The sequence below is a fragment of the Mesomycoplasma bovoculi M165/69 genome (assembly GCF_000524555.1).
In the GTDB taxonomy this organism is placed as follows: Bacteria; Bacillota_I; Bacilli_A; order Mycoplasmatales; family Metamycoplasmataceae; genus Mesomycoplasma; species Mesomycoplasma bovoculi.
On record NZ_CP007154.1, the window covers coordinates 716,091 to 742,053 of the forward strand.

Here is a 25,963-nt window from a genome sequence, read left to right on the forward strand (position 1 = left end):
GTGAAAAAAGTTATTGCATATTACGGAACTGGTAGAAGAAAATCATCAGTTGCTAGAGTTATTTTAACTCCAGGAACAGGTGAGTTTAAAATTAATAAAAGAACTGCAAAAGAATATTTAAAATCAGATATTTTAATTCAAGATGCTTTACAACCTTTTGGAATCACAAACACTGCTGAGCAATTTAACATTCGTGTTAATGCAAAAGGTGGAGGAGTTGCTGGTCAAGCTGGAGCTATTAGACTTGGGATTGCTAGAGCTTTACTAGAAGCATCTGCTGATTATCGTAAAGAATTAAAAGTTAATGGAATGCTAACTCGTGATGCACGTGTGAAAGAACGTAAAAAATTCGGATTACGTAAAGCTAGACGTGCAAGACAATTCTCAAAACGTTAAAATTTCTTCTTTTTTTTCATTTTTATACTATAATTTTAATGCTATTTAAAATTATAGTTTTATTGGGAGCGTAGCTCAGTTGGTCAGAGCACACGGCTGATAATCGTGTGGTCGATGGTTCGAATCCATTCGTTCCCACCATTTCAAGAAATTGACCTAAAAATGCCTTTGGCATTTTTTTATTTTCTAAAAATTTTGCCTGTAGAAACGTCAATAATTTTGGATGCTTTACCAGATGGTGTGCATAAATTTCAAAAATTATTAACTTGCCAAAACTTATTTTTAGCTTCAACAAAAGTTAGCGATGGTTGGCCACTTATATTTGCGCTAGTCACATAAGCTGGGCCATATTTTTCTAGTTTTTTAATTAATTTTTGGCAATTAGGAATTCTAAATCCAAGTGTGGTTTGATCTCCTTTAGCTTCTAAAATTAAGGTGTTTGCTCCCGGTCAAAATTGATTAGAAATTCTTTTTAACTTTAAATAACTAGATGTTTTAATATATGGTTTGATTTGTTTTAAGTGAGCCGCTAAAATTAAAAATTGTTTTTCAATTGGTCTTTGTTTAATTACCATCAAATTGGTAGTTTCTTTTTTCTTAATAAAAACACCCAAACCAACAACAGTATCTGTTGTAGTTATAAACAAATTTGAATATTTTTTTATTTCAAAAATATCACTTTGTAATTTAAGTATATTTGAGTTATTTTTTAAATTAGTAATCATTGACTTTCAAAAAATAAACAAGTTTTTAAAATCAATTGTAAAATCAATTGATGTTTGTGTGTGAAAACTAACAAAACTTAAAGTAAAAGTTTCATTTTTGTTTTTTTGTTTCACAAACAAAGCAATACAAATTTGATGTTTGTTGACTAAATAAATAAAATTATTAAAACTTATTTTTGTTTTAGCTAACAAAAATAAGTTACTTAAATGTATTCGCTTACTTATTCAAGGGATTAAGTCTGGATTTGATGTTGCAACAAAAACAACTTGAGATTTACAACAATCTAAAAGCTGTGATTTTAAGTTGTTTAATTTTGTATCCAAAACCAAATTTATCCTTTTCATCTACATTTGCTGTTCTAGTTCAGCAATTAAATCACGAATTTGGATTGCTCTCTCAAAATCATGGTTTTTTGCAGCATCTTTCATCTCAACTTGCAAACTTTCAATGTGTCTTTGCAGTTCTTTTTTAGATTTTCTTTTCTCTCGCATAAGTTCCGCCAAACTTGAATAAGTTTTAGGATTTAAACTTTGTGGAATAGGTTTAATGATTGTTTTAGGAATAATATCATTTTTTTTATTATAAGCTATTTGTAATTCACGTTTTTTCTTGTTATCTTCAATAACAGCAGCCATACTTTGGCTAATTTTATCAGCAAAAAACACAACTTTTCCTCTATCATTTCTAGCGGCTCTACCAGCTATTTGAATTAAAGATGATTTAGACCTAAAAAATGATTCGTGATCAGCATCTAAAACCAAAATTAATGAAACTTCAGGCAAATCAACCCCTTCACGCAAAAGATTAATTCCAATAACAGCATCATAAATGCCTTTTCTTAATTTAATTAGGATTTCATCACGCTCAAAAGTTGTAAAATCTGAGTGAATATAATAAACTTTTTGTTGTTTTTCTTCTTGTAAATATTTACTAATTTCTTCACTCAACCGTTTTGTTGTAGTTAGGATTAATGTTCTTTCATTTTTGGCTTTTTGTTCCAATAAATATTGATAAATTTTTTCCATCTGATTTTCAGTGCTAACTATTTCAATTACAGGATCTAAAAGGCCTGTGGGTCTAATAATTTGTGTAACAACTTCACCATTAGACTGTTCAATTTCATAATTAGAAGGAGTGGCTGAAACAAAAATTTTTGAGTGGTTATACTGTTCAAATTCTAGGAATTTCAAAGGTCGATTATCAAGGGCTGAAGGTAACCTAAAACCGTAATCAACAAGATTTTGTTTTCGGGAACGATCGCCTTCATACATTGCATTTAATTGTGGAATCATCATATGAGATTCATCTATAATTATTAGTGAATCTTCTGGTAAATAATCTAGTAAAGTAAAGGGTTTTTCACCTTCCTTACGCCCATCGATGTGGCGGGCATAATTTTCAATTCCAGAACAATATCCAAATTCCAAAAGTGAGTCAATATCATTAGTTACTCGTTCCTTTAACCTTTGTTTTTCTACTAGTTTTTGTTCTTTGTCAAAAAAATCTAATCGACTTTCTAACTCAATTTGAATAGTTTCAACAGCTTTTTTGATTGTGTCTTTTTTGACTGTATAGGCGCTTGCTGGATAAATTGTATAACCTTTATAAATTCGCTCAATCTTTTTGCTAGTTGGATGAATTGTTGCAATGGTTTCAATAATATTGCCATCAAATTCAACACGAATATTGAAACTATCATCTCAAGCCGGTGCTATTTCAACTAAATCACCTTTAATATTAAAAGTTCCTGGTTTCAAATCTGTATTGTTGCGTTCATATCCAACTTTTACAAGTTCAATAGCAAAATTTTGAGGTTTGAATTCCATTCCAATCTCAATGTTAAAAAAACTAGAAATATATTCTTCTGGATTCAGTGCACCATAGATGGCTGCAACTGAAGAGACTACAACTGTATCTCTTCTCATTGAAAGCGCATTTAGTGCCGACATCCTCATGGCTTCTAAATCCATATTGGTTTTACTGGTTTTGTCAACATAAACATCTTTTGATGGTAAATAAGCTTCTGGACGATAAAAATCAAAGTTTGAAACAAAATATTCAACTCTGTTGTTTGGGAAAAATTCCTTAAATTCACTAAAAAGTTGTGAAGCAAGTGTTTTATTGTGCAACAAAACAAGTGTTGGTCTATTAATTTCTTTTATAACATTGGCCATTGTAAAAGTTTTTCCAGAACCTGTTACCCCAAGTAAAACTTGATTTTTTCTATTTTCCTTTAGACCCGCAACAAGTTCTTGAATTGCTTTAGGTTGGTCTCCGCTTGGTTTATACTTTGAAACTAAGTCAAACATATTTTTTTCCTTTTAATTTAAACTAATATATTTTAGTTTAATTTGTAACAATGTTGTAAAATTTTTAGTTATGAACAAAATTAAAAAATTATTTTTATTTAGTGCTCCTATAATTCCTATTTTTGCTGTTGTTGCTTGTGGCAACACTCAATCTTTTTCTAATCAGTATTTACATGAAAAAGATGTTTTGGACAAGTATGTGATTTTAAATCCTGATGACAAAACTTTTACACTGGATTTGAGCAAAACAGATTTGACTAAAATTGATAGTAATGCTTTCACTCAATTTAAAGATAGAGTTTTTTCTCAAATTAAAAATTTAGATGCAGCGTCAAATAAAACAAATTCAGATGAAAAGAAAAAACAAATTGAACAAAAAGTTTACTATCTTTCCAAAATTATTTTTCCAGCATCACTAAAGGAAATTGGTCCACGTGCTTTTGAAGCTGATACTTCATTTTTACAAGGTAAGGAAGGCCAAAAAATTACTGAACTTGATTTTTCTAAGTCAACTAACTTAGAAAAAATAGATGAATTTGCTTTTGCAAATAATGCTATAACTAATTTAAAATTACCAAGTTCTCTAACTTTTATTGGTCAAGGAGCATTTCAAAGAAACAAAATTAGTTCTCTAGAATTATCTGAAAATTCAAAATTAAGCATAATAGAAACTGGTGCATTTTTTGAAAACTCATTGGAAAACATAGACTTTTCAAACACTAGCACAATTAGACAAATAAGTGCGGGAGCATTTGAAAACAATCAAATTCAAACAATAACTTTTAGCCAAAACAACACAGCTGTCACAATTAGCCCCTCTGCTTTTAAAGGAAATTCAATCAAATCTGATAATGAAATTAAAAATTTACCAACTAATAGCAAAGTAACAAATATTTTTAATTAATTTGTTTTAACAAAATAAGTGAACTAGTATGTTAAAAATCATTGAATTTCAATCATCAAATATCAACCCTTTTTATCGCGAAGGTGTTAGAGCTCTCAATTTGCCTTTAGAAATAACTATTCCATTAGCTGTTTTATTTTTTATCTTATCTATAGCAACTTTGTCATTACATGGCTATACTAGAAAAAAAATAAAGGCTTTTAAGGAGTTGCAACTTAAAGAATATATAAAAGATAATCCAAAAGATAAACATATTACATATGAAAAAGCAAAATTATACTTACCTTCTTGAGAAAGAATGAAGTATAATTCTCATTTTTTTATGGCTATAATATTTTTTGTAGCTGGTTTAGTTTTTGCACTTGGAAACACACTTACCACTTTGTAAACTACAATAAAACAACTACTTTATAAAGTAGTTGTTTTATTTTTGTCTTTTTTTATTTTTTCAAAATATCTTTTAGATTAGTTTTATAAACTTCTACTCCAGGTTGGTCAAAAGGATTTAAATCTAATAAGTATGCCGACATTGCACAAGCCTTTTCAAAAAACATCACAAGTGCACCAAAAGTTTTTTCACTAGTGTCTGCAATCTCGATTACAATGTTTGGATTTTGACCAATATAGGTATGTGCTTTAGTTGTAGCTTCAAAAGCTGCCTTATTAACTTCATGAACTGTTTTTTTAGCTAAATAATTCAACCCATCTAAATCACCCACTTCTTCATCAATAACAATGTCATATTTAGGTTCGCGAACAAAAAGAACAGTTTGAAAAAATATTTTAGAACCTTCTTGAATGTATTGCCCAAGTGAGTGCAAGTCTGTTGTAAAAATAGCTGATGCTGGTCAAAGTCCAGTTTTCTCTTTCCCTTCGGATTCACCAAAAAGTTGTTTCCACCATTCATTAAAGTAAGCTAAATTTGGTTCATAGCCCACAAGAATTTCAACTTTATATTTTCCTTTTTTGTCATTAAAAAGTAAAGAACGAGCTGCTGCATATTTATAAGCCAGATTCTGTTCTAAATTATCTTGGCTAAAAAGAATATTAGCTTCTTTTGCTCCTTGAATTACGTCATCTACATTAAGTCCAGCACATAACATTGGGAAAAATCCAACGGATGAAAGTACACTAAAGCGACCACCTATGTTGTCTAAAACAACAAATGATTCATAATTTTGCTTTTTAGCAATGTTTAAAAGTGTGCCTTTATTGGCATCTGTGGTAACAAAAATGAATTCATTTGCATGTTTACCAACTTGTTTTTCAAGAAGATTTTTAAAAAAACGAAAAGCTATAGAAGGTTCGATTGTTGTTCCTGATTTAGAAATAACATTGATTGCAAACTTTTTGTTTTCAACATAATGTAATTTTTGGTATAAATCAGTTGATGATAAACTAGTTCCAACAAAAATAACTTCCATTTTTCTATCAATTGGATGCAAACCTTGAACAAAATCAATTGCTGCTTTTGCCCCTAAAAACGAACCACCAATTCCAATAACTACTAAAACCTCAACTTTTTTAGAATGAAGTTTTTGGGAAATTGCCTTCATTTTTTCCAACTCTTTTGCATTTACAGCATTTTCAGGAAAATCTTTTCAACCCAAAAATTCAAAACCTTTTGTAGCTAGATTATTCATACCATAATGAATTTCTGAAATTTTTGCCTCTAATGAGGCAAAATTTAGGTCTCTACTAGTTTTTATATCTAATTTTAAATTCATTTATTTGTTCCTTTGCTCTTTTTTTTAAATTCACAAAACCCTTTGCAGTTGGGCATAGCAAGCAATTAGGTTGCTTTGGCTTTGTAAGAAATCTTTTTCACAAATTATCTCTTAAAGATGCTTTTTTATTTCTGTGACTTACAGTCAAAACATCGACTTCAATACTTTCGCCAATAGCATAATAATGTGAAATTGGTTTTTTATTCAAAAGTGTTTTATTTACAAAAACCACTCCTTGATAGTCATTTGGTAAATCACACCAAAAATAACTATTATTTAGTGATTTAATTTTACACAAAACTCGTTGTCCTACTTGCATAATAAAATTATATTATAATTCAAAGATATTAATTTGGTCTTTTTTAGAAAGTGTTCCAAACACACCCATTTCAGTTAATTTTTGAGTAATAGTTTGATTGGTTTCTGTTCTTTTTACAAAATCCTCTATAGATTTAAAGGGTTTTTCCTTTCTTGCTTTAACAATGTTAATCGCATTGACATCACCAATACCATCTAGTGAGGAAAAGGGAGGGATGAGTGCATTATTCTCATAATCAATTTGCCATTCTGTAGCTTCTGAACGATACAAATCTATTTTTTGAATTTCAAAACCACGAGCTTTTAATTCCATAACAATTTCAAGCATATAGCACAAATCTTCTTCTTTTTTTGTTGCTTTCTTAATTTTCATTCTTTCTTTTAAATCCTTAACAATGGGTTCTAACTGCCTTGGATTTAAAATCATTTTATCAATATCTTTTGTATTGGAACGAATAGAAAAATAAACAGCATAAAAAGCAAGTGGATAATAAAGTTTAAAAAATGCAAGTTTTCAAGCTTTGGCCACATAAGCAGCAGCATGAGCTTTTGGAAAAAGATAACTAATTTTTTGCAAGGAATCAATGTATCAATTAGGTACATCTTTTTCAATCAAAAGTTTTTCTTGATTTGCATTAATCCCTTTGCCTTTTCTAACTTGTTCCATAATTTCAAAGGCATCATAAGAAGCCAAACCCTTGTTAATTAGGTAAAGCATTATATCATCACGACAAGAAATAACATCTTTAATTGTTAAATTTTCTTTGGTGATCAAACTTTCTGCATTCCCTTGTCAAACATTTGTTCCATGAGCAAGACCACAAATTGCAATAATATCAGCAATACTTGATACTGGAGCAGTCAAAAGCATTCCTCGAACAAAGTGAGTACCAAATTCAGGAATACCCATTGCTCCTGTTGTTTCACCTGCAATTTGTGATGGTTGAATTTTAAGACTTTTAGTTGATTTAAAAAGTTCTAAAATTTTTGGATCATTCTTAGGGATTTGCTCAGCTTTTAAATTTGTTAATTTTTCAAGCATTAATAAAATCACAGGATCATCGTGACCTAAAATATCAAATTTTAAGATGTTATTTTGCATTGGTTTGTAATCAAAATGTGTTGTTTTTCAATCTGATTTTTCATCATTTGCGGGATAGTTAACTGGTGTAAAGTCTTCAATTTCATAGTCATTTGGAATTACAACAATACCTCCGGCATGCCGACCACTAGTTCGTTTTACTCCACTAGCTTTTGTTGATAAAAAGTCCATAAATGTGTTTGTAAAATAACTAAGTTCTATATTAGAATCAAAACGTTTATTTATTTGAGATTTTATTTCACCCAAATTTCTGGCATACCCAAAAACTGTTTTTTCAGCACTAGTTAGCACTGTTCCAGCACGAAATGTGTTTTTTTCACCAAAGATTTTACGAATAAAATTGTGCATTTTTAATTGAATATCACCCGCAAAGTTTAAATCAATATCAGGAACTTTTTCTGCATTAAATCCTAAAAATGTCTCAAATGGAATATTTTGACCATCTCGGTCTAAGGGTTGGTCACAATTGGGACAATTTTTGCTAGGTAAGTCAAAACCGCATAAAATTTCAGGTGCTTCTGAAAATTCTACATATTGACATTTCAAACAAACATAGTGGGGTTTTAAAGGGTTTACATCAGTAATACCAACTAAATATGCCACAATTGAAGAGCCAACAGAACCTCTGGAATCAACAATTGAACCTTCTTTTTTTGCTTCTTCAACTAATTGTTTAGAAATTCAATAAACAACATCAAATCCTTGTTGTATAATTGGGTCCAATTCTTTTTTAATTCTATCTGAAATTAATTGTGGAAGTGGATTTCCGTATTTTTTGTGTGCAACTTCATAAGCAAAATCTCTCAATTTTTGACTCGAATTTTCAATTTTAGGCGGATATAAATTTTCTTTAATTATTTCAATATTGTTATCAATTTGATTTGCAATCAAATTTGAATTTTTTACAACAATTTCAAAAACCAATTCGGAATTATTTAAAAAAGAAAATTGATCAATAAGTTCTTGTGTATTAAAAAAGTATTTATCAGGAAAAATATGAGAGTTTTTATCTTTATCTCTATAATCAAAAAGTGGATGAGCCGATCCACCAACACCTTTGGCATAAATGTATAATTCATGAAAAATTTTTTCACGAGGTTCGCAATAACGAACATCACCTACTGCCACAACTGGTTTATTATATTTTTTTCCCAAACTCACTAAATAAGAAAGTGCATCATAAATATGCTCTTCCTTCACAATTTCACGTTTAATTAAATGAATGAAAGCTATAGGTGGGGGTAATTCTATAAAATCATAAATATCTATAATTTCTTCAACTTCTTCTTTTAAACCATATAGCAAAAACTCAAAAATTTGAGAATTAGGACCACCTGTTCCTATTATCAAATCACTATCTTTTTCAAGCTTATCATAAAAAAGCAAAGGCTTATTAGCAATTAAATTATCTGTGTTAGCAATAGAAATCATTTTATAAAGTTTCTTGAGTCCTACTTGATTTTTAGCAATGACTGTAAGTTCCTTAGAAAAAACTCGATCAGGTTTAAGTTCAAAAATAGTACTTTTTTGGTTTTGCAAACTAGACAAAGTTGAAACTTTTTGTTCCACAAATTGTTGTAAAAAAGATTGCCAGACTTGAGCTAACACTTTGGCATCATAATCAGCACGGTGAGCAACTGTCTCATCATAAATTACACCAATAGTTTTGCTAACATTCTTAAGACTATGGCTTTTTAAACTCGGAAGTAGAAAACGGGCCACTTCTAAAGTATCAATAATAGGTGTTAAAATTTTTGTTTTACCTTCATTTATAAAGAGTTTTTGTAAAAATTTAAAATCAAATTTTGCGTTGTGAGCAACCATAACTGAATCTTTAATAATATTTGAAATTTTTCTAAAAGCTTCTGATTTAGAAATACCTTGCTCATCTATCATTTGTTGAGTAATATTTGTAATGGTTGTAATTTTAGATGGAATTTTGACTCCAGGATTTACAAAAAATTGATGTTCTTCTACAATTTCATTATTTTCTACAACAACAGCACCAAATTCAATAATTTCAGAATATTCTGGACTTAATCCAGTTGTCTCTAAGTCTAAAACAACATATCTAGACTTGAGCAAGTTAAAATCTTCATTCAAATTCAAAACTTTTTTAATTTGTGATGAAATTGTTGAAAATGTTGAACCATAAATTGCTTTAATATTAGATTTTTTTATTTCTTTATAAAAATCTGGAAAAGCTTGCACAGAATCTAAATCAGCAATCCCAATAGCAGTGTGTCCAAATTGTTTGGCTATCTTCACATAATCTGCAGGGCTTGAAATTCCATCCATAGTGGATTTGGATGTTCTAGCAGTTAATTCAACACGTTTTTCTACTGCTTCATCCACTAAATTTAAAGAAAAATCTTTAGGTTTTTCTATAACTTTTATTTTTCTAGGTTTAAGTTCGATTATTTCTTTATAAATATTTTTAGGATCTACTATTTCAGCTCAAACTTGCACATAATCATTTTCATCAATCTCTAAGGGTTTGGCCAAATTAAAATAATCTACTTTGACTGCTTCCTTATAAAATCCATCTACAATAAACAAGTTATAACGAAATCTATTATTTTTAGTTTTACCACTATTAATTTTATAAACTTGACCAACAAAAGTAACAAAAGGTTCCGGATATGTTCTGATATCTTCTAATTTTATGCTTTTAAAATCTTCCAATTTTGTAGTATTGGTTGTTTTTTTAGAAGATTTAGGGGTTTCAGCAAAAGGTTTAACAATATGAGTGGACTGTGGAGGTGGGGTAAAAACTTCAGGTCTATCTTCAAAAATAACATTTATTTTTAAATTTTTTAACCCAAATTTCTCACCTTTGTTTAAAAAAACTGGTTCATATTTTAAAAATTCTTCATATTGTTCTTTATTAAAAATAAATATCGAAAATTCTGCACAACGATTTTCTATTATTTCACATCTTTGAAAAAAATTACGTTCATTTGTAATTAATTTCATTAAAAAATTGGAATATTCCAAAAATTCTTCAGCACTAAAACAATTTTGTTTAAAATCTAATTTCAAACTTATCTTAAAAGAGTGCTCTTTTTGATAATTTTTATTAATTTGCATCACTAAATAAAATAGTGATTCTACATCTTTTATCTTTGGGATTGTCTCTTTTTCTATAGTCAAATCAAAAACATCATCATTAGAAGTGTTGTGAATTAAAACTGCATCTTCTCAACTAGATGGGATTTGCCATTTGATAAAATCGCAAAATTTTTTAAGTGCAATATTCATAACTCTCTTTTCAATAAACTTGTTAATTTTATAATGTTTTGCAATTTTTAAAAACTAATAATTAATATAATTGCAAAAAATAAAAAAACAAAAGATGTTGAATCAAACCTATCAAAAACTCCACCATGACTTTTGATTATTTTTGAAAAATCTTTTATCTTTAAAAGTCTTTTTATAAATGAAAAAAATAAATCTCCAATAATTGCAACTATTGGTAAAATAATAATTAATAATGTTTGAAAAACAACAAGTTTGGAAACTGGTGGAATTATTGAATGTCCAAAAAATACAATTAAAGAAATAAATAAAGCACTAAAAATAAAAGCTGATATAAAACCTTCCAAACTTTTATTAGGGGAGATTTTTAATGAAAAATGAAAAATTTTTTGACCAAAAAGGGTTCCTGCAAAATATCCAAAAACATCTGAAAAAACTGCTATAAAACCTAAAAATAAAAGCAAATAAATGTTAAAAATGTTTATTATTCATATTAATTTAAAAAAAATAGTTGCTAAATAAATTACAATAAATGTAATTATGCTATTCAAAATTACTTGTTTTTTATTATTATTTTTAAGTTCTAATAAAAAAATAATAACTACTACAACTAATACAATTAAAATATTGTAATCTTGAAATTGTTCACTTATTAATTTGACTAATATGGATGATTCCTTATTGTCATTTAAGTTATTATTAAATAATAAAGTTTCAATAACATGAACTGGCAAAAAATAAGCATAAAGTGGAATCAAACTTAAAACTATTGTGGAAAGTTTATTAAGTTGAAAATGCTGAATAATTTCATAAACACTATAAGCAAGAGCAAGGCCAAACACAATCAAACCTATGATCTTCCCTGTTACATTTGCATAATAAGTTATAAATAAGATAGGAAAAACAAGAAGAAGCATTATAAAACCAAAAATACTTCTTCTTACTAAATCATTTATTTTTTCGCTTTTGAATTTCAACATTTTAATTTTAAAAGTTTAATAGTGATGCTGATTTTTCACTTAAAATTTTTTCAATTTTTTCAATAATTTTGTCAACTTGCTTTTGAATTTTATCTAAATAATCTTTTTTTTCATCTTCACTTAATTCTTCATTTTTTATAATTTTATTCACATCTTGACGAATTAAGCGAACTTTCACTTTAGCTTCTTCTTCATATTTTTTCAATGATTTAACTAATTCTTTTCTTTTGTCTGTTGTTAATTCTGGAAAAATTAAGCGAACTTGATTAGCTTCTTTTTGAACTTGAACTTCAAGTTTGTGTGCAACAATTGCACTAGCAATTTCTTTAACTAAATTTGTTTCATATGGACGAATTAAAAGTTGGAGAGCTGAAGGAACTGTAATGGTTGCAACTTCATTTATTGGTGTTAAAGTTCCATAATAGTCAACTTTAATTGCAGCTAGAATTTGAGGGTTAGCCCTTCCAATATTAATTTTTGAAAAACTTTTTTCTAAGTGTGAAAAAACTTCTTGAGCTTTAGTATCTACTAAATTTGTAAAAAAACTTATTTCCTTTTTATTTTCCATGTTTAATATACCTTTGTGTGTTTTATGTTACCTTGAATTACTTTAACAATTGAATCTTCTTCTTTTATATCAAAGATTACTAATTTTAAATTATTGTCTCTAGCCATTGAAAACGCTGTAGAATCCATAACTTTTAAGTTTTTTTCAATAATTTCATCATAAGTTATTTCATCATAACGAATTGCGTTTGGATTGGTGTTAGGATCTGAGTCAAAAACTCCATTTACATTATTTTTCCCAACTAGAATTAATTTAGCTCCCATTTCAGATGCAAACAATGTGGTTGCACTGTCTGTAGTAAAGTAAGGACGACCTGTACCTCCTACAAAAATAATTATATTGTTATTTTCCAAATATTTTTTAGCTTTTTCATTAATGTAATATTCACAAACTCGAGGGTCTGTGCTAATGGAGGACAAAACTCTGGTTTTAAGTCCTAAATCATTAAAAACTGATTCTAAGGCCAAACCATTCATGATAGTTGCCAACATTCCTATATAATCAGCTTTATTACGCTTAATCCCATTTTTTTCTGCAGAGGCTCCACGTCAAAAGTTTCCACCTCCTATCACAATAAGAATTTTGTGACCTAATTTTTGTACTTGCGCTAACTGTGAACCTATATTTCTAACTAGTTCATAATCAATTGCAAGTGATTTTTGTTTATTTGCAAGGCTTTCGCCTGATAATTTAATTAATATTGTTTCTGGCATAAATTTACTAACTTGTCTTAATTGAAGTTTATTGCTAAACTTTATATAAATTTTAATTAATAATACTAAAAAAATAAACTATTTATAGACAAAAAAGCAATTTTTTTTATTTTTTAGTATTTTTGAACAATAAAATTTAATTATAAGTATGATTGCAAAGATATTTAAGAAATTTTCACTCACAAGTGGTATGATCCTACCAGTATTATCACCACTTGTTCTATTTAGTCAACAACTAAATGAAAAACCAATTCAAAACATTAGTTTTGATTTTGATGATTTGGCCAAAAATCTTAATTTTCACAAATTTGCTAATACTGCAAATAGAGATATCAAAATTGGTGTAATGCTTTATAATTCAACTAAAAATCAAAACCAATTATTATTAGAAAATTTACAAAAAATTTTTAATTATTTTGTTAGTTCACCTAAAATTATAACAACCAATTTTAGTTCCGAACAAAGCTGAGTGGAAGGTTTAGAAATGTTACACAACCAAAATGTGGAACTAATTTTACATCTATACCCTTTGAATTTAGACTTTTTACTAAAGAAAATTAAAATTAAAAATACAACATTTGATTTTAGTGAAATTCTTAATTTTTATAGCAACACTGATGGAGTAGTGCACTTTTTTGATGCTGATAATCCAGTTGGAAAATCTGTATTTACTCAACTTTCTATTTTAGCAAAAACAGATAACAAACAAAGGCGAAAACATTCTCCACTAACAATAACAAAGACAATAGATAGTCAAGGGTCTGGCTTAATTGCTCCTCATTTTGTGATTCCAAAATTAAAATACAAAATTGAAAACCAATTTAGAAGTGCAAAAATAGAGTATTATCCAGCCATTGTTAGTGGTGCTTTATTTAGCCAATTATTAGCAAATTATAGCTCTTTACAAAATTCTAAAACTAATAATCAAAATATTTGAGCAGCACTTTCTTTAAATAGTTTAAACTCTGATAATCAAAATTTTTCTTTTAATGGAATGCATGCTGCAGAAGGATTTGGTTATATAAATTATGATAAATCTTTGCGTTTTTTAAGTGGGTTAGAACCTAATTCAGAGCGTATATCTCAAGATTATAATGAATCTAAAACTTTTTCTATGTTTAATATGAGCAAAGGTGACAAATTATCTGCTTTGTTGTTTTTTGCTCCTAAAAATTACAAAAAATTTTTTGATAATACTTCTGAAATAATAAAAGAAAAACCAACAACTGGATGACAAAACATTTGAAACCACTTGCAATTTTGAAAACCTTGGTTTCAAAACAAATCAAAAGTAATTAATCAAACAAAGGAAGAACAAGTACTAAATAATGATTTTAATATTTATTTAGAAGTTTTGAAGGGTTCTTGACAAGTGCTTATGGTTGCAGATTCGCAACTAACAAATTTTGATAAAATAAATTTTCAAGCATTTGAAGATGGAGTTTATAGATTGCGTGTTGAATCTAAAAATTTTAATTCAAACTTAAATTATAAATATAGTGTTTTTTGAACAATTGACAAATTTAATGTTGATGCATAGTTAAAAGAATTAATGCACTAACAATCCCCAATGCAAATAAAATCAAGGTGATATGTCAAGATTTAGATGATTGGTTTCGCAAATGTATAAATTCAGGAACTAATTCTACAACAACAACAAAAGATAAAATAGCTCCACCACTTGCATTAAATAATGGCAAAATTCAACCTTGTTGTTGGAAAAATTTATTTGCAAATGCACCAATAACAATAATTGGAACAAGAATTAGTGTAGTTAAAATGTTATAAATAATGGATTTAAAAATAGTTTGCCCATACTGAACTTGACGATAGTGAACAATCAAAATTTCAATCAACATATGAGCAACAAAAGTACCTATTAAAAATCAATTCACCTTGTCACCAGCAGTAACTTTGGCAACTAAGGAACCTAAAACAAAACCATCAATACTTCGATGAGAAAGCAATAAAATTATAGCTAATCAAGCTTTTTTTGGGTTATCAACATCTGAAAAGTTTATGATGTGATCACTATGATCATGACCTTGATGGTTGTTGTGAACTTCACCACCAAAAAAGCGCACAAAAACATATCGAAATACAAAAACAACAGCAAGCCCAACAATTGAACCACCACCAATAATTAAACCGAGTGGAACTAAATGATTCATATTAGTTTGTTTTATAGCAAATGCTTCTGCACCTTCAAAAGATTCGCGCAAAAGCCCAACAGTGGCAACCATAAGAAGTAACCCTGAGCTAAGTGCATATAGATAAATATTACTTGATGGTTTGATTTTTGGCTTAATTCAAGCTACTAAAAAAACTAATAAAATTGGTACAGCTAAAATAATAGCTAAAAATGTTCACAAATTAACAAATACATCAAAATAAAAATTTTTACTATGATAAATAAATGAGGAGATAAGAACACCTCTTTCTACTTATAAAAAAATATAAATTCAAAATTATATAATAAAAATTTTTTATTTTTTAATAATAAGTGAATTTTGATTCATATCAGGATGTTTGTCAAGTCCTAAATAATCTAAAATTGTTGGTGCTATCTGTGCTAAACTACCATTTTCTAATTTCAAATTTTTATCTGTGGTAATTAACATCACAGGAAATGAAGTGTGTTTTGTAGATGGTTTGTTGTTTTCATCCTCTGTAAGTTCTGCATTCCCATGATCTGCTGTAATAAATAGAGTATAGCCATTGTCTTCAACTCATTTAACAATTCTTCCAATTTGAGCATCTAAAACTTCACAAGCTTTAATAGTTGATTGTAAATTACCAGTATGACCGACCATATCAGGATTTGCAAAGTTCATAATTACCAAATCATATTGGCCGCCTTGTTCAATCAAGGTGTTTGTAATTTCTACAGCTGACATTTGTGGTGCGTCAGCATATGATTCAACTTTAAGTGAATCCACTAAGATTCTCTTTGCTTTATCAAGTTCTAATTCAACTCCACCATCCATAAAAAATGTAACATGAGCATATTTTTGAGTTTCAGCTAATCTGAGTTGAGATAAACCTGCTTCTGAAATAACTCTTCCCAAAGGATAATTAACTTTCATCTCTTCAAAGGCAATATCACAATCAATTCCTTCGTACTTCATCATTGATACAAAAACATTGGTTTTTATAGCTTTTTTAGGTTGAAAATCATATAAATTGGTCCCTAAAATTAAATGTGACAACTGTCTTGCTCGGTCAGGTCTAAAATTGAAAAAAATCACTGAATTATTGTCAGTCAAAAAATCAGAATTTAGTATTTCAGAATTAATTGCTGGCATAAAAAATTCATCTGTAATTTGATTAGAATATTGTTCATTTATATAATCTTTTACATTCACAAAAGTTTTAGCACTTTCTCCACAAATAGCTTTATAACCAAGTTCAACACGATCAAACATTTTATCCCGATCCATTGAATAAAAGCGACCCGCAATACTTGCAATTTTATAACCTGGTTTTTGTGATAATTTTGCTTCTAATTTTTCTATAGAAGACAAAATTGAACTTGGAGCAACATCACGACCATCACCTAAAACATGAACATTCAATTTTTCCACTCCATATTGAGATGCAAAGTCAATTAAAGCAAAAAGATGTTCCTCATGTGAGTGCACACCACCTGGCGATAAAAGACCTATAATTTGCAAGGGTGTGTTGGTTTTTATAGAATTTTCAAAAGCTTTAATAAATTTTTCATTTTTAAAAAATGATTTTGTTTCAAGGGCATTATTGATAATGGAAATTCCAGTATAAACAACAAAACCTGCTCCAATTGTTAAGTGCCCTACTTCACTATTACCCATTTGACCTGCTGGCAAACCAACAAATTCACCTGATGCTTGAATAAGTGAATTTGGATAATTTGCAAACAAATTATCAAAATTAGGTGTTTTGGCTAAAGCAAAACCATTTCCTTGTTTGTCTGCTCTAATTCCAAGGCCATCTATAATTGTTAAAACAACAGTTTTTCTTTGTTTTGTGTTCATTTTTCTACCTATTTTGCATTTTTCACTGAACGCATTACAGCCCGAACTTGTGCTTCAGATGGTTTTCTTCCCATTTGCATATACATTGCTCTAATCATGTTTTCATTGATTGGAGGGTTTTCCTTAATTTGTTTTTCAAACATCTTTTTAGAAACCACTAAAGCAATGATTCCTCCAACAATAAACATAATAATTGCAACAGCAATAGTGATTCCGATTCAACCACCTAAAGATACACCCCCAGCTGTTGCTGCTATATTATCAACTGTTTGACTTTCGCTTTGTAATAATTTAATCATTTTTACTCCTTATTTTTCAAATTTAATTTATCCAAAACTTTTTGAGTGATACTAAAGTGATATTTTACATTGTTATACAAAAAATCTTCACCATGTTTTTGAATTTCCAAAATACAATAGCTTACTATTTTATCAATTTGATTTGAACCAGCAGGTAATTTAGTTTTTCATTTTTTTTCGCGTCGAAGCATTTTAGAAGTCAAATGATCTTTTGCAATAATTGAAGCTGCTCCTGCTTGTTTTAGTCACTCATCTGCTTTTTTGGCTAAAATAATTGGATATTTTTTAAGATTTCAAGGTTTGGTTTTAAATTGATTGTAAATTTTTTGCAGGTAGGCAAAAAATTTCTCCGATGAAACAAAACCATCTATAAAAACTTGACTAATTTTTAAATTTGAAAAATGATTTTTAGCAAGTTTTTTTAAAATTTTCAAATATAGTATAGCTTTAATTTCATGAGAATTATAACCTTGATTAATTAAATCATTATATTTATCCATATCCAAACTAATAACTTCAAATATAATTTTTTCCTTTAATTGATTAGCAATTCTACTCAATTTAATTTCATTCAAGATTTTAGAATCAACTATTTGCTCAATGAGTTCTTGTTCTATTTCTTCAATTTTAAACAAAGTACAACAAACTGTTAAATTAGTAAAATATTCACCAACACCAACTTCATCACATCCAACAATATACTTGGATTTATCAATTTTATGTTCAAATTCATAGGTTTTCAAACTATTTTTCACTATGTTCCTTAATTTTTTGATAAATTTTTTGAAGAATTAAATTTTGATTAATTTTCCAATTAATATAATCAATAACTTCAATAGGATAGTTTTTTGCCTTGATAAAATTGACAGTGTCTTTAAAAATAGCATAATTCATTTCTGTTGTTTGTTCAAAGTCCGCCAAACAAAAACCAATAATAATTTGATTATTAGTATCCATAACAACAACATCAATTGTTAAGTTACCTATTTTATAATCCTTTTGAATTGTTAAATTCATAGGTAATTCAGACAATTTTTTAAACAAATTATTCTGAAAGTCTATAAAACGATTGTTTTTAATTTTATACTTTCATTTATCATCATCTTTATCCGCATAACTTAATTGTTGTTGTGGTGACAAATCTAAAAATTGTATTCATTGCTTGAACATTTCTAGGTCTTTGGAATTTGAATTATTTATAATTTCATCTCCTAAAATAGATTTGCAAATAATCATTTTTTCTTTAGCCCTTGAAGTAGCAACATTTAAAGCATGTTTTCCACCTTTTCTTGCTATGTAAGTTGAGGTTAAAGATGTTGTGGAATCATAAACAACAGACATAATTAACAGATCTGCTTCCTCTCCTTGTATATTTTCAAGATTATTAACAATAAGTGAACCTTGAGACATAAATTTTTCCAAATCTGGATATGAGTCAAAAATTATTTTTTCAATAACATTTTGCTGAGCAGCATTAAAAGATAATAAAATAATTTTTTTGTATTTGTCTATATTTTCTTGCGCCAACCTTACAACTAGTTCTGCTTCTTTTGTGTTTACTTGATTGTTTCACTCGCCCCCAACATTAATCACTTCAATACTTTTATCAATAGCTTGTTTAAAGTGATCTGCTACTTTTAAATCCGATTCATAAAAGTGCTTAGAATTAAATGTCATCAAAGCAGCGTTTTTAGAACGATAGTTTTTATCAAGCAAAACATTGAAGACACCTATAGAATTAACATACTCTAAAAGTGAGTCAATATTGCCAAAAGCATCATCTTCATATTGTTCAGAAGACTTACTAGTGAATCAACGAACTGGTTGCATTTGTTTTTGATCACCTGCAAATATTTTTATTTTTGCTAAATGCATTAATGGAAAAGCTTCTTCTAAAAACATTTGTGATGCTTCATCAATAATTAAATAATTAAATTCCTCTTTTTCAAACATAGTTAATTCAGTATCTGGTGTTGTTATTAAAATAGGAAATAAAACATTAATAATTTGAAAATGTTTTAGTAAAAATTGTTGAGGTAAAATTTTATTATTTTGTTTTACACTCATTCTAAAATCTTTGTATAGTTGTCTTAAGTTTGGATCTGAGTTAATTTTGCTAACAATTTTCACAATTTTGCTGCAATGATATATAAATAATTTTTCATCATCATTTACTTGATTAATTTTGGGGAAACTTAAAGTTAAAAAATCATTAACATCAGATAAATCTGAAACTTCTAAATTTTCAATTTTTTCAAAAATATCACTCAAATTTCCATTGTAATTCTGTAATTTACTTAAAATTAAATAAATATCTTTTTCAAGTGTTTTTTTAAAATTTTCTGATATTTTTTCATATCACTTTAATTTTCGTTTAAATATTTGTTCTAAAATTTTTATCCGAAGTTTTTTAGCTTTTTTTGGCGATTCACTTGGGTTAATACTAATTTTTTTGTTTAATTGAAAAATAATTTCTGCAATATTTAAACTAAATATTGAATTAGATTGCTTAATTGTCTTGTAAGCTTCGAGTTTTGAGTCTATTAAATTACTGTTTGAAAAAATTTTATTAACAATTCTTATATATTCTTTATCATATTGTGAAAATAAAGTGATAGATTCAATATCTTGCTTATCACTAAACTCTTCAATTCATTGTATGTATTCTTGTATAGGTGCATAAAAGTTTTTGTAATTTTCACTTTTATCATTAACCACAAACAAGCAAAATAAAGACATTTTTTTCAATCGATTTCTCAAAACAGTTAAGGCGGCTTGTTTTTGAGAACTCACTATGGCTCTTTGTTTGTTTATAATGATGTTTGTGATAATGTTTGCAATAACTTGAGATTTTCCAGTACCTGGTGGACCTCAAATGATAGTGTTTTGTAATAATGAAGAGATATGTGCGTAATCTTGAATAAAATTGGTGGGTTGAATTTTAAAAAAACCATCAAAATTATCTGAAAATATAATGTTTTCAACTTTGTTTTTACAAATATTTTTGTTTATTTCCACTTCAAGTAAATTCTGAATTTCATTGTTATCAATCATTTGTTCTAAAATTTTGTGTTGATAGTTTCCACTAACATTAAAAAGACCTAAAACAAGCCCTGGTTGAAATTGGATATTACTATCAAAAACTAAATCTGTTGGTATTTTGTGTGTTAATGAAGATGGTATTTTAAAATGTTCACTTACTATTTTTTTAAAATTATCAATTAAACGAGCAATTGATAATTCATTAAAATTAAAATCTAAAGAAAAATCTAAACCCATTTTCTTTAAAAAAGCAATAATTTTATGATTCAATTTAATTGAACCTTCTGTGATAAGTGTTGGACCTGTTGGTCCAATTATCACATTTGCCTCCTTGACAAAAAGAGGAGCAAAAATCTTTTTATCTTGTACAATTAGTGATAAGTATGCAAAACCTATATGAATTGGTCAAATATTTTTATTTTTGTTAATATCATCGGCTTTTTTGATAAAACTTTTTCAACTTGCAAGACTTGTTTGTTTTTTTTTGGTTAATAACTCAATTTGTCCTTGTTTAGTAGTTTCAAAATCTGTTGAAAATTTATTTAGTAAGCCAGATGTTCAATCTAACCTCTCTTCTTTAACAAAATCTTCTACTTCTTCATAATTGGAAGCATTTGATAAAAATTTTATAACTTCATCGATATTATAATTTTGTAAAGGAACAATAGTAGTCAATTCATTTACAACCTTATCTAAATTTGAAGCACTTAATAACAAAGATAAATCAAAGTAAAATTTATCATCTACTTTAGTATAAATTGCAGAATCAGATTTTCGAATATCAATGAGATTTGTTAATAATCGTTCAAACTGTTTTTTCTTCTTTATTGTGTCGTTATCAGTGTTTTCATTATTAATTATGTTCATTGTAATCTCTTTTTTTGTTTTTTAAATTTTATTTTAAATTGTTTAGGGAGTTAGCAATAAATTTAGATGTTGAACCCACAATTAAACTAATATTATTGGTTCCAACCACAACTCCAGAAACACCAGGTAAATTTTTTAGTTCATCAATATTTACATTTTCTAATGTGTTTAAAAATATAGTAACTCTGGAAAAAGTAAATTCAGCTTTTTGTATATTTGTAGCGCCTAACAGCAAACTCACTAACTTGTTAATTTCAAATTTAATGTCTTCTGAATAATTAATAGAATTGTTTGGTTTATTGTGCTTTTTTGATAATATTTTTCCAAATTTGCCAAAAGTTAAAAATTGAATAAATTTATAGATAAAATAAGAAAATTTTTTCATAATCTAAATAATTATAAATTATAACTATTATTTGGTACTTATGCTAAAATTATTTAGTTATGGAAGATAGATTAGTTAGTGGAATTACAGCAACTGGAAGATTGACTCTTGGAAATTTTTTAGGTGCTATTAAACCTTTTTTAAAAATTCAAAATCAACACGAATCATTTATTTTTGTTGCAGATTTACATGCCTTAACAATTGATATAAATCCTAAAGAACTAAGTGAAAATAGGAAAAGTATTTTTGCAATGTATTTAGCTTGTGGCGTAAATCCTGAAAAAACAAACATTTTTTTTCAATCTCAAATTCATGCCCATACTGAACTTTACTGATTACTACAATCAAGAACCACAATAGGTGAATTATCAAGAATGACGCAATTTAAAGATAAAAGTAAAGTTCAGCAAGAAAATAAAACAGAAAAAGTTCCAACTGGTTTATTAACATATCCTGTTTTAATGGCTGCAGATATTTTGCTTTATAATCCAAAATATGTACCTGTGGGCGCAGATCAATTGCAACACCTAGAACTAGCAAGAAATATTGCTACTCGTTTTAACAACATATATGGAACAAATTTCAATTTACCACAAGCAATCACTGCAAAAGAAACGGCTAAAATTATGTCTTTGACAGAGCCTACAAAAAAAATGTCAAAGTCTACAACTAATTTAAATTCTGCTATTTTCTTGCTTGACGACCCTGAAATTGCTTATCAAAAAATACAAAAAGCAATAACGGATTCAGAAAATAAAATTTATTTTGCTGAAGATAAACCAGGCGTTTCTAATTTACTAAATATTTTTATAGGACTTTCTGATTCAACTAAGGAAGAAGCATTAGAGTTTTTTAAAGACAAAAATTACAAATTTTTAAAAGAAAAAGTTGGTGAATTGGTTAAAGAATTTTTAATTAATTTGCAACAAAAATACTATAAAAATATAGAGAATATAGAAAAAATAGCACAAGAAAGTGCTATTAAAGTTAATAAAATTGCAAATGAAAATTTAAATAAAATTAAAACCTTAATGGGACTCTAAAATGAAATTAAATAAAGAATTAAATATATATGCATCACACTTTTTATCTTATGTAATTTTAAAAAATTATCCAGAATCTAAATTAGGAATGTGTGATGTAACCGATGAAGGATTTTATTGTGATTTTGAATTTTCACAACCTTTGTCAAATACAGATTTACCTAAAATCTTAAAACTATTATTTAAATTAGCTAAAAGTGATTTAGTAATTAAACAAACTAGCAATGAATCACTAAACTTTTCAAATCAAAAGTATAGACAAGAATTATTAAATGATGCAAAAGAAAATACAGAAAAAATTAATTTTTTTGGTATTTTCGATCGTAATGAACAAGTATTATTTCAAGACTTTTCAACTTTTGAAATCACTAATTTTGAAACCAAAAACATTAAACACCTAGAATTATTAAATGTTGGTGGGGTTTATTGAAAATCTGATAGTAAAAACCAACAACTTACAAGAATTTATGGAACTTGTTGGGATTCCAAGGAAGATCTAGAACAATTTTTAACTATTTTAAAAGATAGAAAAGAACGAGACCATAGAAAAATTGGAAAAGACTTAGGAATTTTTACATTTAGTAAATATTTTGGTTTAGGTTTTCCTGTTTGACTGGAAAATGGAATGAAAATCCATAACAAAATCAAGAAAAAAATTTTATTTTTAGATAGAAAATATGGATTTAAAGAAGTTTCAACTCCTCACTTTGGTCAGGATTATTTATACAAAATTTCAGGACACCTAGAACATTATAAGGATGATATGTTCAATCCGATTCAAATGGAAAATGATAGTTTGTATCCAAGACCAATGACTTGTCCTCACCACATTATTTTATTTGATCAATTAAATGTTAGTTATAGACAATTACCATTACGAATTTCAGAACAATCTAGATTATATAGATATGAAAAATCAGGAGCTTTAACAGGTTTAGAACGTGTTCGTTCTATGGAATTAACAGAGGGTCATATTTTCATTTCTAAAAGTCAAATTTATTCTGAATTTAGTCATCTTTTTAAAATGATTTTTGAAGGTTTAAAGTTATTTGATATTGAAATAGATTACATTTCTTTTTCAAAAAGAGATCCAAAAAACAAGGAAAAATTTTTTGACAACGAAGAAATGTGAACTAATGCTGAATCTAGTTTGAAACAAATTTTAGATGATAACAAAATTAAATATGTAGAAAAAATTGGTGAAGCTGCCTTTTATGGGCCTAAAATTGACTTTCAAATTAAGACAGTTATGCAAAAAGAGATCACAGTTTCAACTCTTCAATTAGACTTTTTGTTACCCTCCAAATTTAACATTAGTTTTACTAATGAATTAAACCAAAAAGAAACACCTATTTTAATTCACAGAGGTTTAATTGGAACATATGAACGCTTTATTTCTGTTCTTTTAGAACAAACTAAAGGTGTTTTACCTTTTTGATTATCACCTAATCAAATATGTGTAATTCCTGTCACAAATGAACACACAAAATATGCTAAAACTGTTTATCAAAATCTTTTTGATTTAGGTTTTGAAGTTGAATTTGATGATAGAAATGAAAGAATTTCTAAAAAAATTAGAGATGCTCAAATCCAAAAAGTAAAATACCAAATTATTATTGGAGATGAAGAAATAGCTAAAAACGGAATCACCTATCGTCGATATGGGCAAGAACAATCTTTCTTTACAAATTTAGAAGATTTTATTAAACAAGTAGACAAAGAACGTGTATAAAAAAATAACAAAAATTCCTGATTTTGTTTTTGCTATTTTAACTTTTTTTATACCTATTGCATTATTGTTTATTTTTTTCTCGCCAGATTTTTACAAAAGAGAAATAATAAAATTTGGTTACCTATTTTTAATTGCTATTTTGTGCTTTATTCTTTCTTTATCTATATCTATTTTATGAATAAAGTTAAAAATTGTGAGTTTTAATTTTGTTTTTTATTACCCTGTTATTGATTTTAGTTTTGTATTGATTTTACTCACATATAATTTATCAGGAAATCCTGGCTTATTAGCATTAAGAATTATTTTAGTACTTGCAAGTATATTTTTAATTATTCCTTCTTTGATTTTTAAAGAAAAAATAAAAGCCTTAATGATTCAAAAATCATTAAGGCCCAAAAAATAAGAAATATTTTATTATAACGAAATAAGTTTTTCTTCTGTCATTAAATCTTTGATTGCTTTAAGAGCTTGTTCTTCATCTTCGCCATTGGCTTCTACACGAAAAATCACACCTTCTTTAATACCTAGTGCCATAATATTCATAATAGATTTGGCATTTCCAGATTTTTCTCCATTAAAAATTTTAATTTCAGATTTAAATTCAGTGCATATTTTTGCAACTTTAGATGCAGGGCGCGCATGAAAACCTAGTGCATCAATTACTTTAGCTTCGAATGATACCATTATAATAATCCTTTTAATTTGCTTTAAAATAAAACTTAAAAAATAAAAAAATAGCATATAGCCATTTTTTTTAGGTCAAATTTATGATATGGAGCAAGTGAAGGGAATCGAACCCTCACAATCAGCTTGGAAGGCTGAAGTTCTGCCATTAAACTACACTTGCATATAAATTGTTTATAATTTTATAAACAATTTCAAGTTAAATTAATAACATTTATAATTTTGAAAAATCTAATTTAAATTATTCTTAAATAAATATATCAAACAATAGTAATTATAACTCTTTTTTTCAAAATTGAGAAGATTTTTTAAACTTTTTTTGTTTTTGATTTTTTAGCATGACAATCTCGGCAACGAGCTTCGTATTCTTCTAGATCTCCAATTAGTGTTTGATCAGTAGAATTTTCATGTGTGCGAGCTGATGTTGTTGCTGCTCGTTTGCAAATAGCACAAACTGCTTGTAGTTTTGTAATATTTTCTGCTAAAGCCATTAGTTTTGGTAGCGGACCAAATGGTTTGCGCAAATAATCTTGATCAAGCCCACTAACCATAACTCTAATTCCCTTATTAGCAAGAGAATCTAGAAAATCAATAATAGTTTCTGGAAAAAATTGGATTTCATCTATTGCTATTGCTTGATATTCTTCAGCTTCAAATAATTCTTGAATTTCTTCAACAGTTTCAACACTAAAAGTTGGAATTTTTAATCCTGAACGAGAAATAATTTCACAACTTGAAAATCTTTGATCAATTTTAGGTTTGATTACTAAAGTATTAATACTAGCATATGAAAGTGTTCTAATTCTTTTAATTAATTCATCAGATTTACCTGAAAACATAGGCCCTGTAATCACTTCAATAATGCCTTCAAAAAATTTTTTGTACACAATTTTCTCC

The 25,963-nt window shown here is 27.6% G+C and carries 23 protein-coding genes and 2 tRNA genes; 8 read left to right on the forward strand and 17 right to left on the reverse strand.

The annotated features are described in order from the left end of the window. Together rpsI and MYB_RS02895 are read left to right on the forward strand one after the other, a co-directional pair. Positions 1 to 396, forward strand: a complete 396-nt coding sequence (rpsI, locus tag MYB_RS02890; RefSeq protein ID WP_022935412.1) for a 30S ribosomal protein S9 — start codon at positions 1 to 3, stop codon at positions 394 to 396. Between the two features lie 64 nt (positions 397 to 460). Then, positions 461 to 537 (forward strand) — tRNA-Ile (locus MYB_RS02895). A 38-nt stretch (positions 538 to 575) separates the two neighbouring features. Here the strand turns inward: MYB_RS02895 and MYB_RS03185 are convergent. Next, positions 576 to 1,445, reverse strand: a complete 870-nt coding sequence (locus MYB_RS03185) for an L-threonylcarbamoyladenylate synthase (protein WP_158419211.1) — start codon at positions 1,443 to 1,445, stop codon at positions 576 to 578. A 21-nt stretch (positions 1,446 to 1,466) separates the two neighbouring features. Beyond that, positions 1,467 to 3,431, reverse strand: coding sequence for an excinuclease ABC subunit UvrB (gene uvrB, locus MYB_RS02905; RefSeq protein WP_022935414.1), 1,965 nt, complete (start codon positions 3,429 to 3,431; stop codon positions 1,467 to 1,469). Positions 3,432 to 3,501: 70 nt separating this feature from the next. Between uvrB and MYB_RS02910 the strand changes: the two genes are divergently transcribed. Both MYB_RS02910 and MYB_RS02915 read left to right on the forward strand, forming a co-directional pair. Further along, positions 3,502 to 4,335 (forward strand): leucine-rich repeat domain-containing protein, encoded by an 834-nt coding sequence (locus tag MYB_RS02910; RefSeq protein ID WP_022935415.1) that lies wholly within the window; start codon positions 3,502 to 3,504, stop codon positions 4,333 to 4,335. 28 nt (positions 4,336 to 4,363) lie between these two features. Then, entirely contained in the window at positions 4,364 to 4,723 is a 360-nt protein-coding gene (locus MYB_RS02915; RefSeq protein ID WP_022935416.1) for a hypothetical protein, read from the forward strand. Between the two features lie 52 nt (positions 4,724 to 4,775). Here MYB_RS02915 and MYB_RS02920 read toward each other — a convergent pair whose 3' ends face one another. From MYB_RS02920 to pyrH, 6 genes are read right to left on the reverse strand one after another with little or no spacing between them, the layout of a single operon-like run. Then, the gene (locus MYB_RS02920) at positions 4,776 to 6,062 is read right to left on the reverse strand and encodes a glucose-6-phosphate isomerase (RefSeq protein ID WP_022935417.1); all 1,287 of its coding nucleotides are present in this window, start codon (positions 6,060 to 6,062) and stop codon (positions 4,776 to 4,778) included. Next, positions 6,034 to 6,360, reverse strand: a complete 327-nt coding sequence (locus MYB_RS02925; RefSeq protein WP_025279656.1) for a hypothetical protein — start codon at positions 6,358 to 6,360, stop codon at positions 6,034 to 6,036. Before MYB_RS02925 ends, MYB_RS02920 begins: the two co-directional genes overlap by 29 nt. 33 nt (positions 6,361 to 6,393) lie before the next feature. Next, positions 6,394 to 10,743 carry a PolC-type DNA polymerase III gene (locus MYB_RS02930; RefSeq protein ID WP_022935419.1) on the reverse strand — a complete coding sequence of 1,450 codons (4,350 nt, stop codon included), beginning with the start codon at positions 10,741 to 10,743 and terminating at the stop codon, positions 6,394 to 6,396. A gap of 47 nt (positions 10,744 to 10,790) precedes the next feature. Beyond that, positions 10,791 to 11,720, reverse strand: a complete 930-nt coding sequence (locus MYB_RS02935; RefSeq protein ID WP_022935420.1) for a phosphatidate cytidylyltransferase — start codon at positions 11,718 to 11,720, stop codon at positions 10,791 to 10,793. A 7-nt stretch (positions 11,721 to 11,727) separates the two neighbouring features. Further along, positions 11,728 to 12,288 carry a ribosome recycling factor gene (gene frr / locus MYB_RS02940; protein WP_022935421.1) on the reverse strand — a complete coding sequence of 187 codons (561 nt, stop codon included), beginning with the start codon at positions 12,286 to 12,288 and terminating at the stop codon, positions 11,728 to 11,730. A gap of 2 nt (positions 12,289 to 12,290) precedes the next feature. Then, a complete protein-coding gene (pyrH, locus tag MYB_RS02945) occupies positions 12,291 to 13,001 on the reverse strand; it encodes a UMP kinase (RefSeq protein ID WP_022935422.1) in 711 nt (236 codons plus the stop codon). Positions 13,002 to 13,149: 148 nt separating this feature from the next. Here pyrH and MYB_RS02950 point away from each other — a divergent pair, with 148 nt between their 5' ends. Continuing rightward, positions 13,150 to 14,541, forward strand: a complete 1,392-nt coding sequence (locus tag MYB_RS02950; protein WP_033379069.1) for a hypothetical protein — start codon at positions 13,150 to 13,152, stop codon at positions 14,539 to 14,541. On the opposite strand, the gene MYB_RS02955 is transcribed toward MYB_RS02950, so the two are convergent. From MYB_RS02955 to MYB_RS02980, 6 genes are all read right to left on the reverse strand, one after another. Further along, positions 14,525 to 15,244 carry a ZIP family transporter gene (locus tag MYB_RS02955; protein WP_027121727.1) on the reverse strand — a complete coding sequence of 240 codons (720 nt, stop codon included), beginning with the start codon at positions 15,242 to 15,244 and terminating at the stop codon, positions 14,525 to 14,527. The two genes, MYB_RS02950 and MYB_RS02955, sit on opposite strands and share 17 nt — an antisense overlap. A 243-nt stretch (positions 15,245 to 15,487) precedes the next feature. Continuing rightward, positions 15,488 to 17,014 carry a 2,3-bisphosphoglycerate-independent phosphoglycerate mutase gene (gpmI, locus tag MYB_RS02960; protein WP_022935425.1) on the reverse strand — a complete coding sequence of 509 codons (1,527 nt, stop codon included), beginning with the start codon at positions 17,012 to 17,014 and terminating at the stop codon, positions 15,488 to 15,490. An 8-nt stretch (positions 17,015 to 17,022) separates the two neighbouring features. Beyond that, the gene (locus MYB_RS03190) at positions 17,023 to 17,313 is read right to left on the reverse strand and encodes a YneF family protein (protein ID WP_022935426.1); all 291 of its coding nucleotides are present in this window, start codon (positions 17,311 to 17,313) and stop codon (positions 17,023 to 17,025) included. Positions 17,314 to 17,315: 2 nt separating this feature from the next. Further along, positions 17,316 to 18,068 (reverse strand): ribonuclease HIII, encoded by a 753-nt coding sequence (locus MYB_RS02970; RefSeq protein ID WP_022935427.1) that lies wholly within the window; start codon positions 18,066 to 18,068, stop codon positions 17,316 to 17,318. Next, positions 18,058 to 21,222: a DEAD/DEAH box helicase gene (locus MYB_RS02975; RefSeq protein ID WP_022935428.1), complete on the reverse strand. Its 3,165-nt coding sequence runs from the start codon at positions 21,220 to 21,222 to the stop codon at positions 18,058 to 18,060. The genes MYB_RS02970 and MYB_RS02975 overlap by 11 nt, the downstream gene beginning before the upstream one ends. Positions 21,223 to 21,250: 28 nt before the next feature. After that, on the reverse strand, positions 21,251 to 21,607 hold the full coding sequence (locus MYB_RS02980) for a PTS sugar transporter subunit IIB (protein WP_022935429.1): 357 nt from the start codon (positions 21,605 to 21,607) through the stop codon (positions 21,251 to 21,253). A 59-nt stretch (positions 21,608 to 21,666) separates the two neighbouring features. Here MYB_RS02980 and trpS point away from each other — a divergent pair, with 59 nt between their 5' ends. Genes trpS through MYB_RS02995 form a run of 3 tightly spaced genes read left to right on the forward strand, consistent with a single transcriptional unit; the run spans position 21,667 to position 24,785 of the window. Further along, a complete protein-coding gene (trpS, locus tag MYB_RS02985; protein WP_022935430.1) occupies positions 21,667 to 22,650 on the forward strand; it encodes a tryptophan--tRNA ligase in 984 nt (327 codons plus the stop codon). Between the two features lies 1 nt (position 22,651). Continuing rightward, positions 22,652 to 24,382 (forward strand): threonine--tRNA ligase, encoded by a 1,731-nt coding sequence (gene thrS / locus MYB_RS02990; protein ID WP_022935431.1) that lies wholly within the window; start codon positions 22,652 to 22,654, stop codon positions 24,380 to 24,382. Then, entirely contained in the window at positions 24,375 to 24,785 is a 411-nt protein-coding gene (locus MYB_RS02995) for an MAG3450 family membrane protein (protein ID WP_022935432.1), read from the forward strand. Before thrS ends, MYB_RS02995 begins: the two co-directional genes overlap by 8 nt. 11 nt (positions 24,786 to 24,796) lie before the next feature. Here the strand turns inward: MYB_RS02995 and MYB_RS03000 are convergent, their stop codons facing one another. The 3 genes from MYB_RS03000 to MYB_RS03010 all read right to left on the reverse strand — a co-directional run bounded on the left by MYB_RS03000 (position 24,797) and on the right by MYB_RS03010 (position 25,953). Beyond that, positions 24,797 to 25,066, reverse strand: coding sequence for an HPr family phosphocarrier protein (locus MYB_RS03000; protein WP_022935433.1), 270 nt, complete (start codon positions 25,064 to 25,066; stop codon positions 24,797 to 24,799). 89 nt (positions 25,067 to 25,155) lie between these two features. Beyond that, positions 25,156 to 25,229: transfer RNA gene (locus tag MYB_RS03005), tRNA-Gly, on the reverse strand. Positions 25,230 to 25,374: 145 nt separating this feature from the next. Next, a complete protein-coding gene (locus MYB_RS03010) occupies positions 25,375 to 25,953 on the reverse strand; it encodes a thymidine kinase (protein ID WP_022935434.1) in 579 nt (192 codons plus the stop codon). Positions 25,954 to 25,963: the final 10 nt, after the last annotated feature.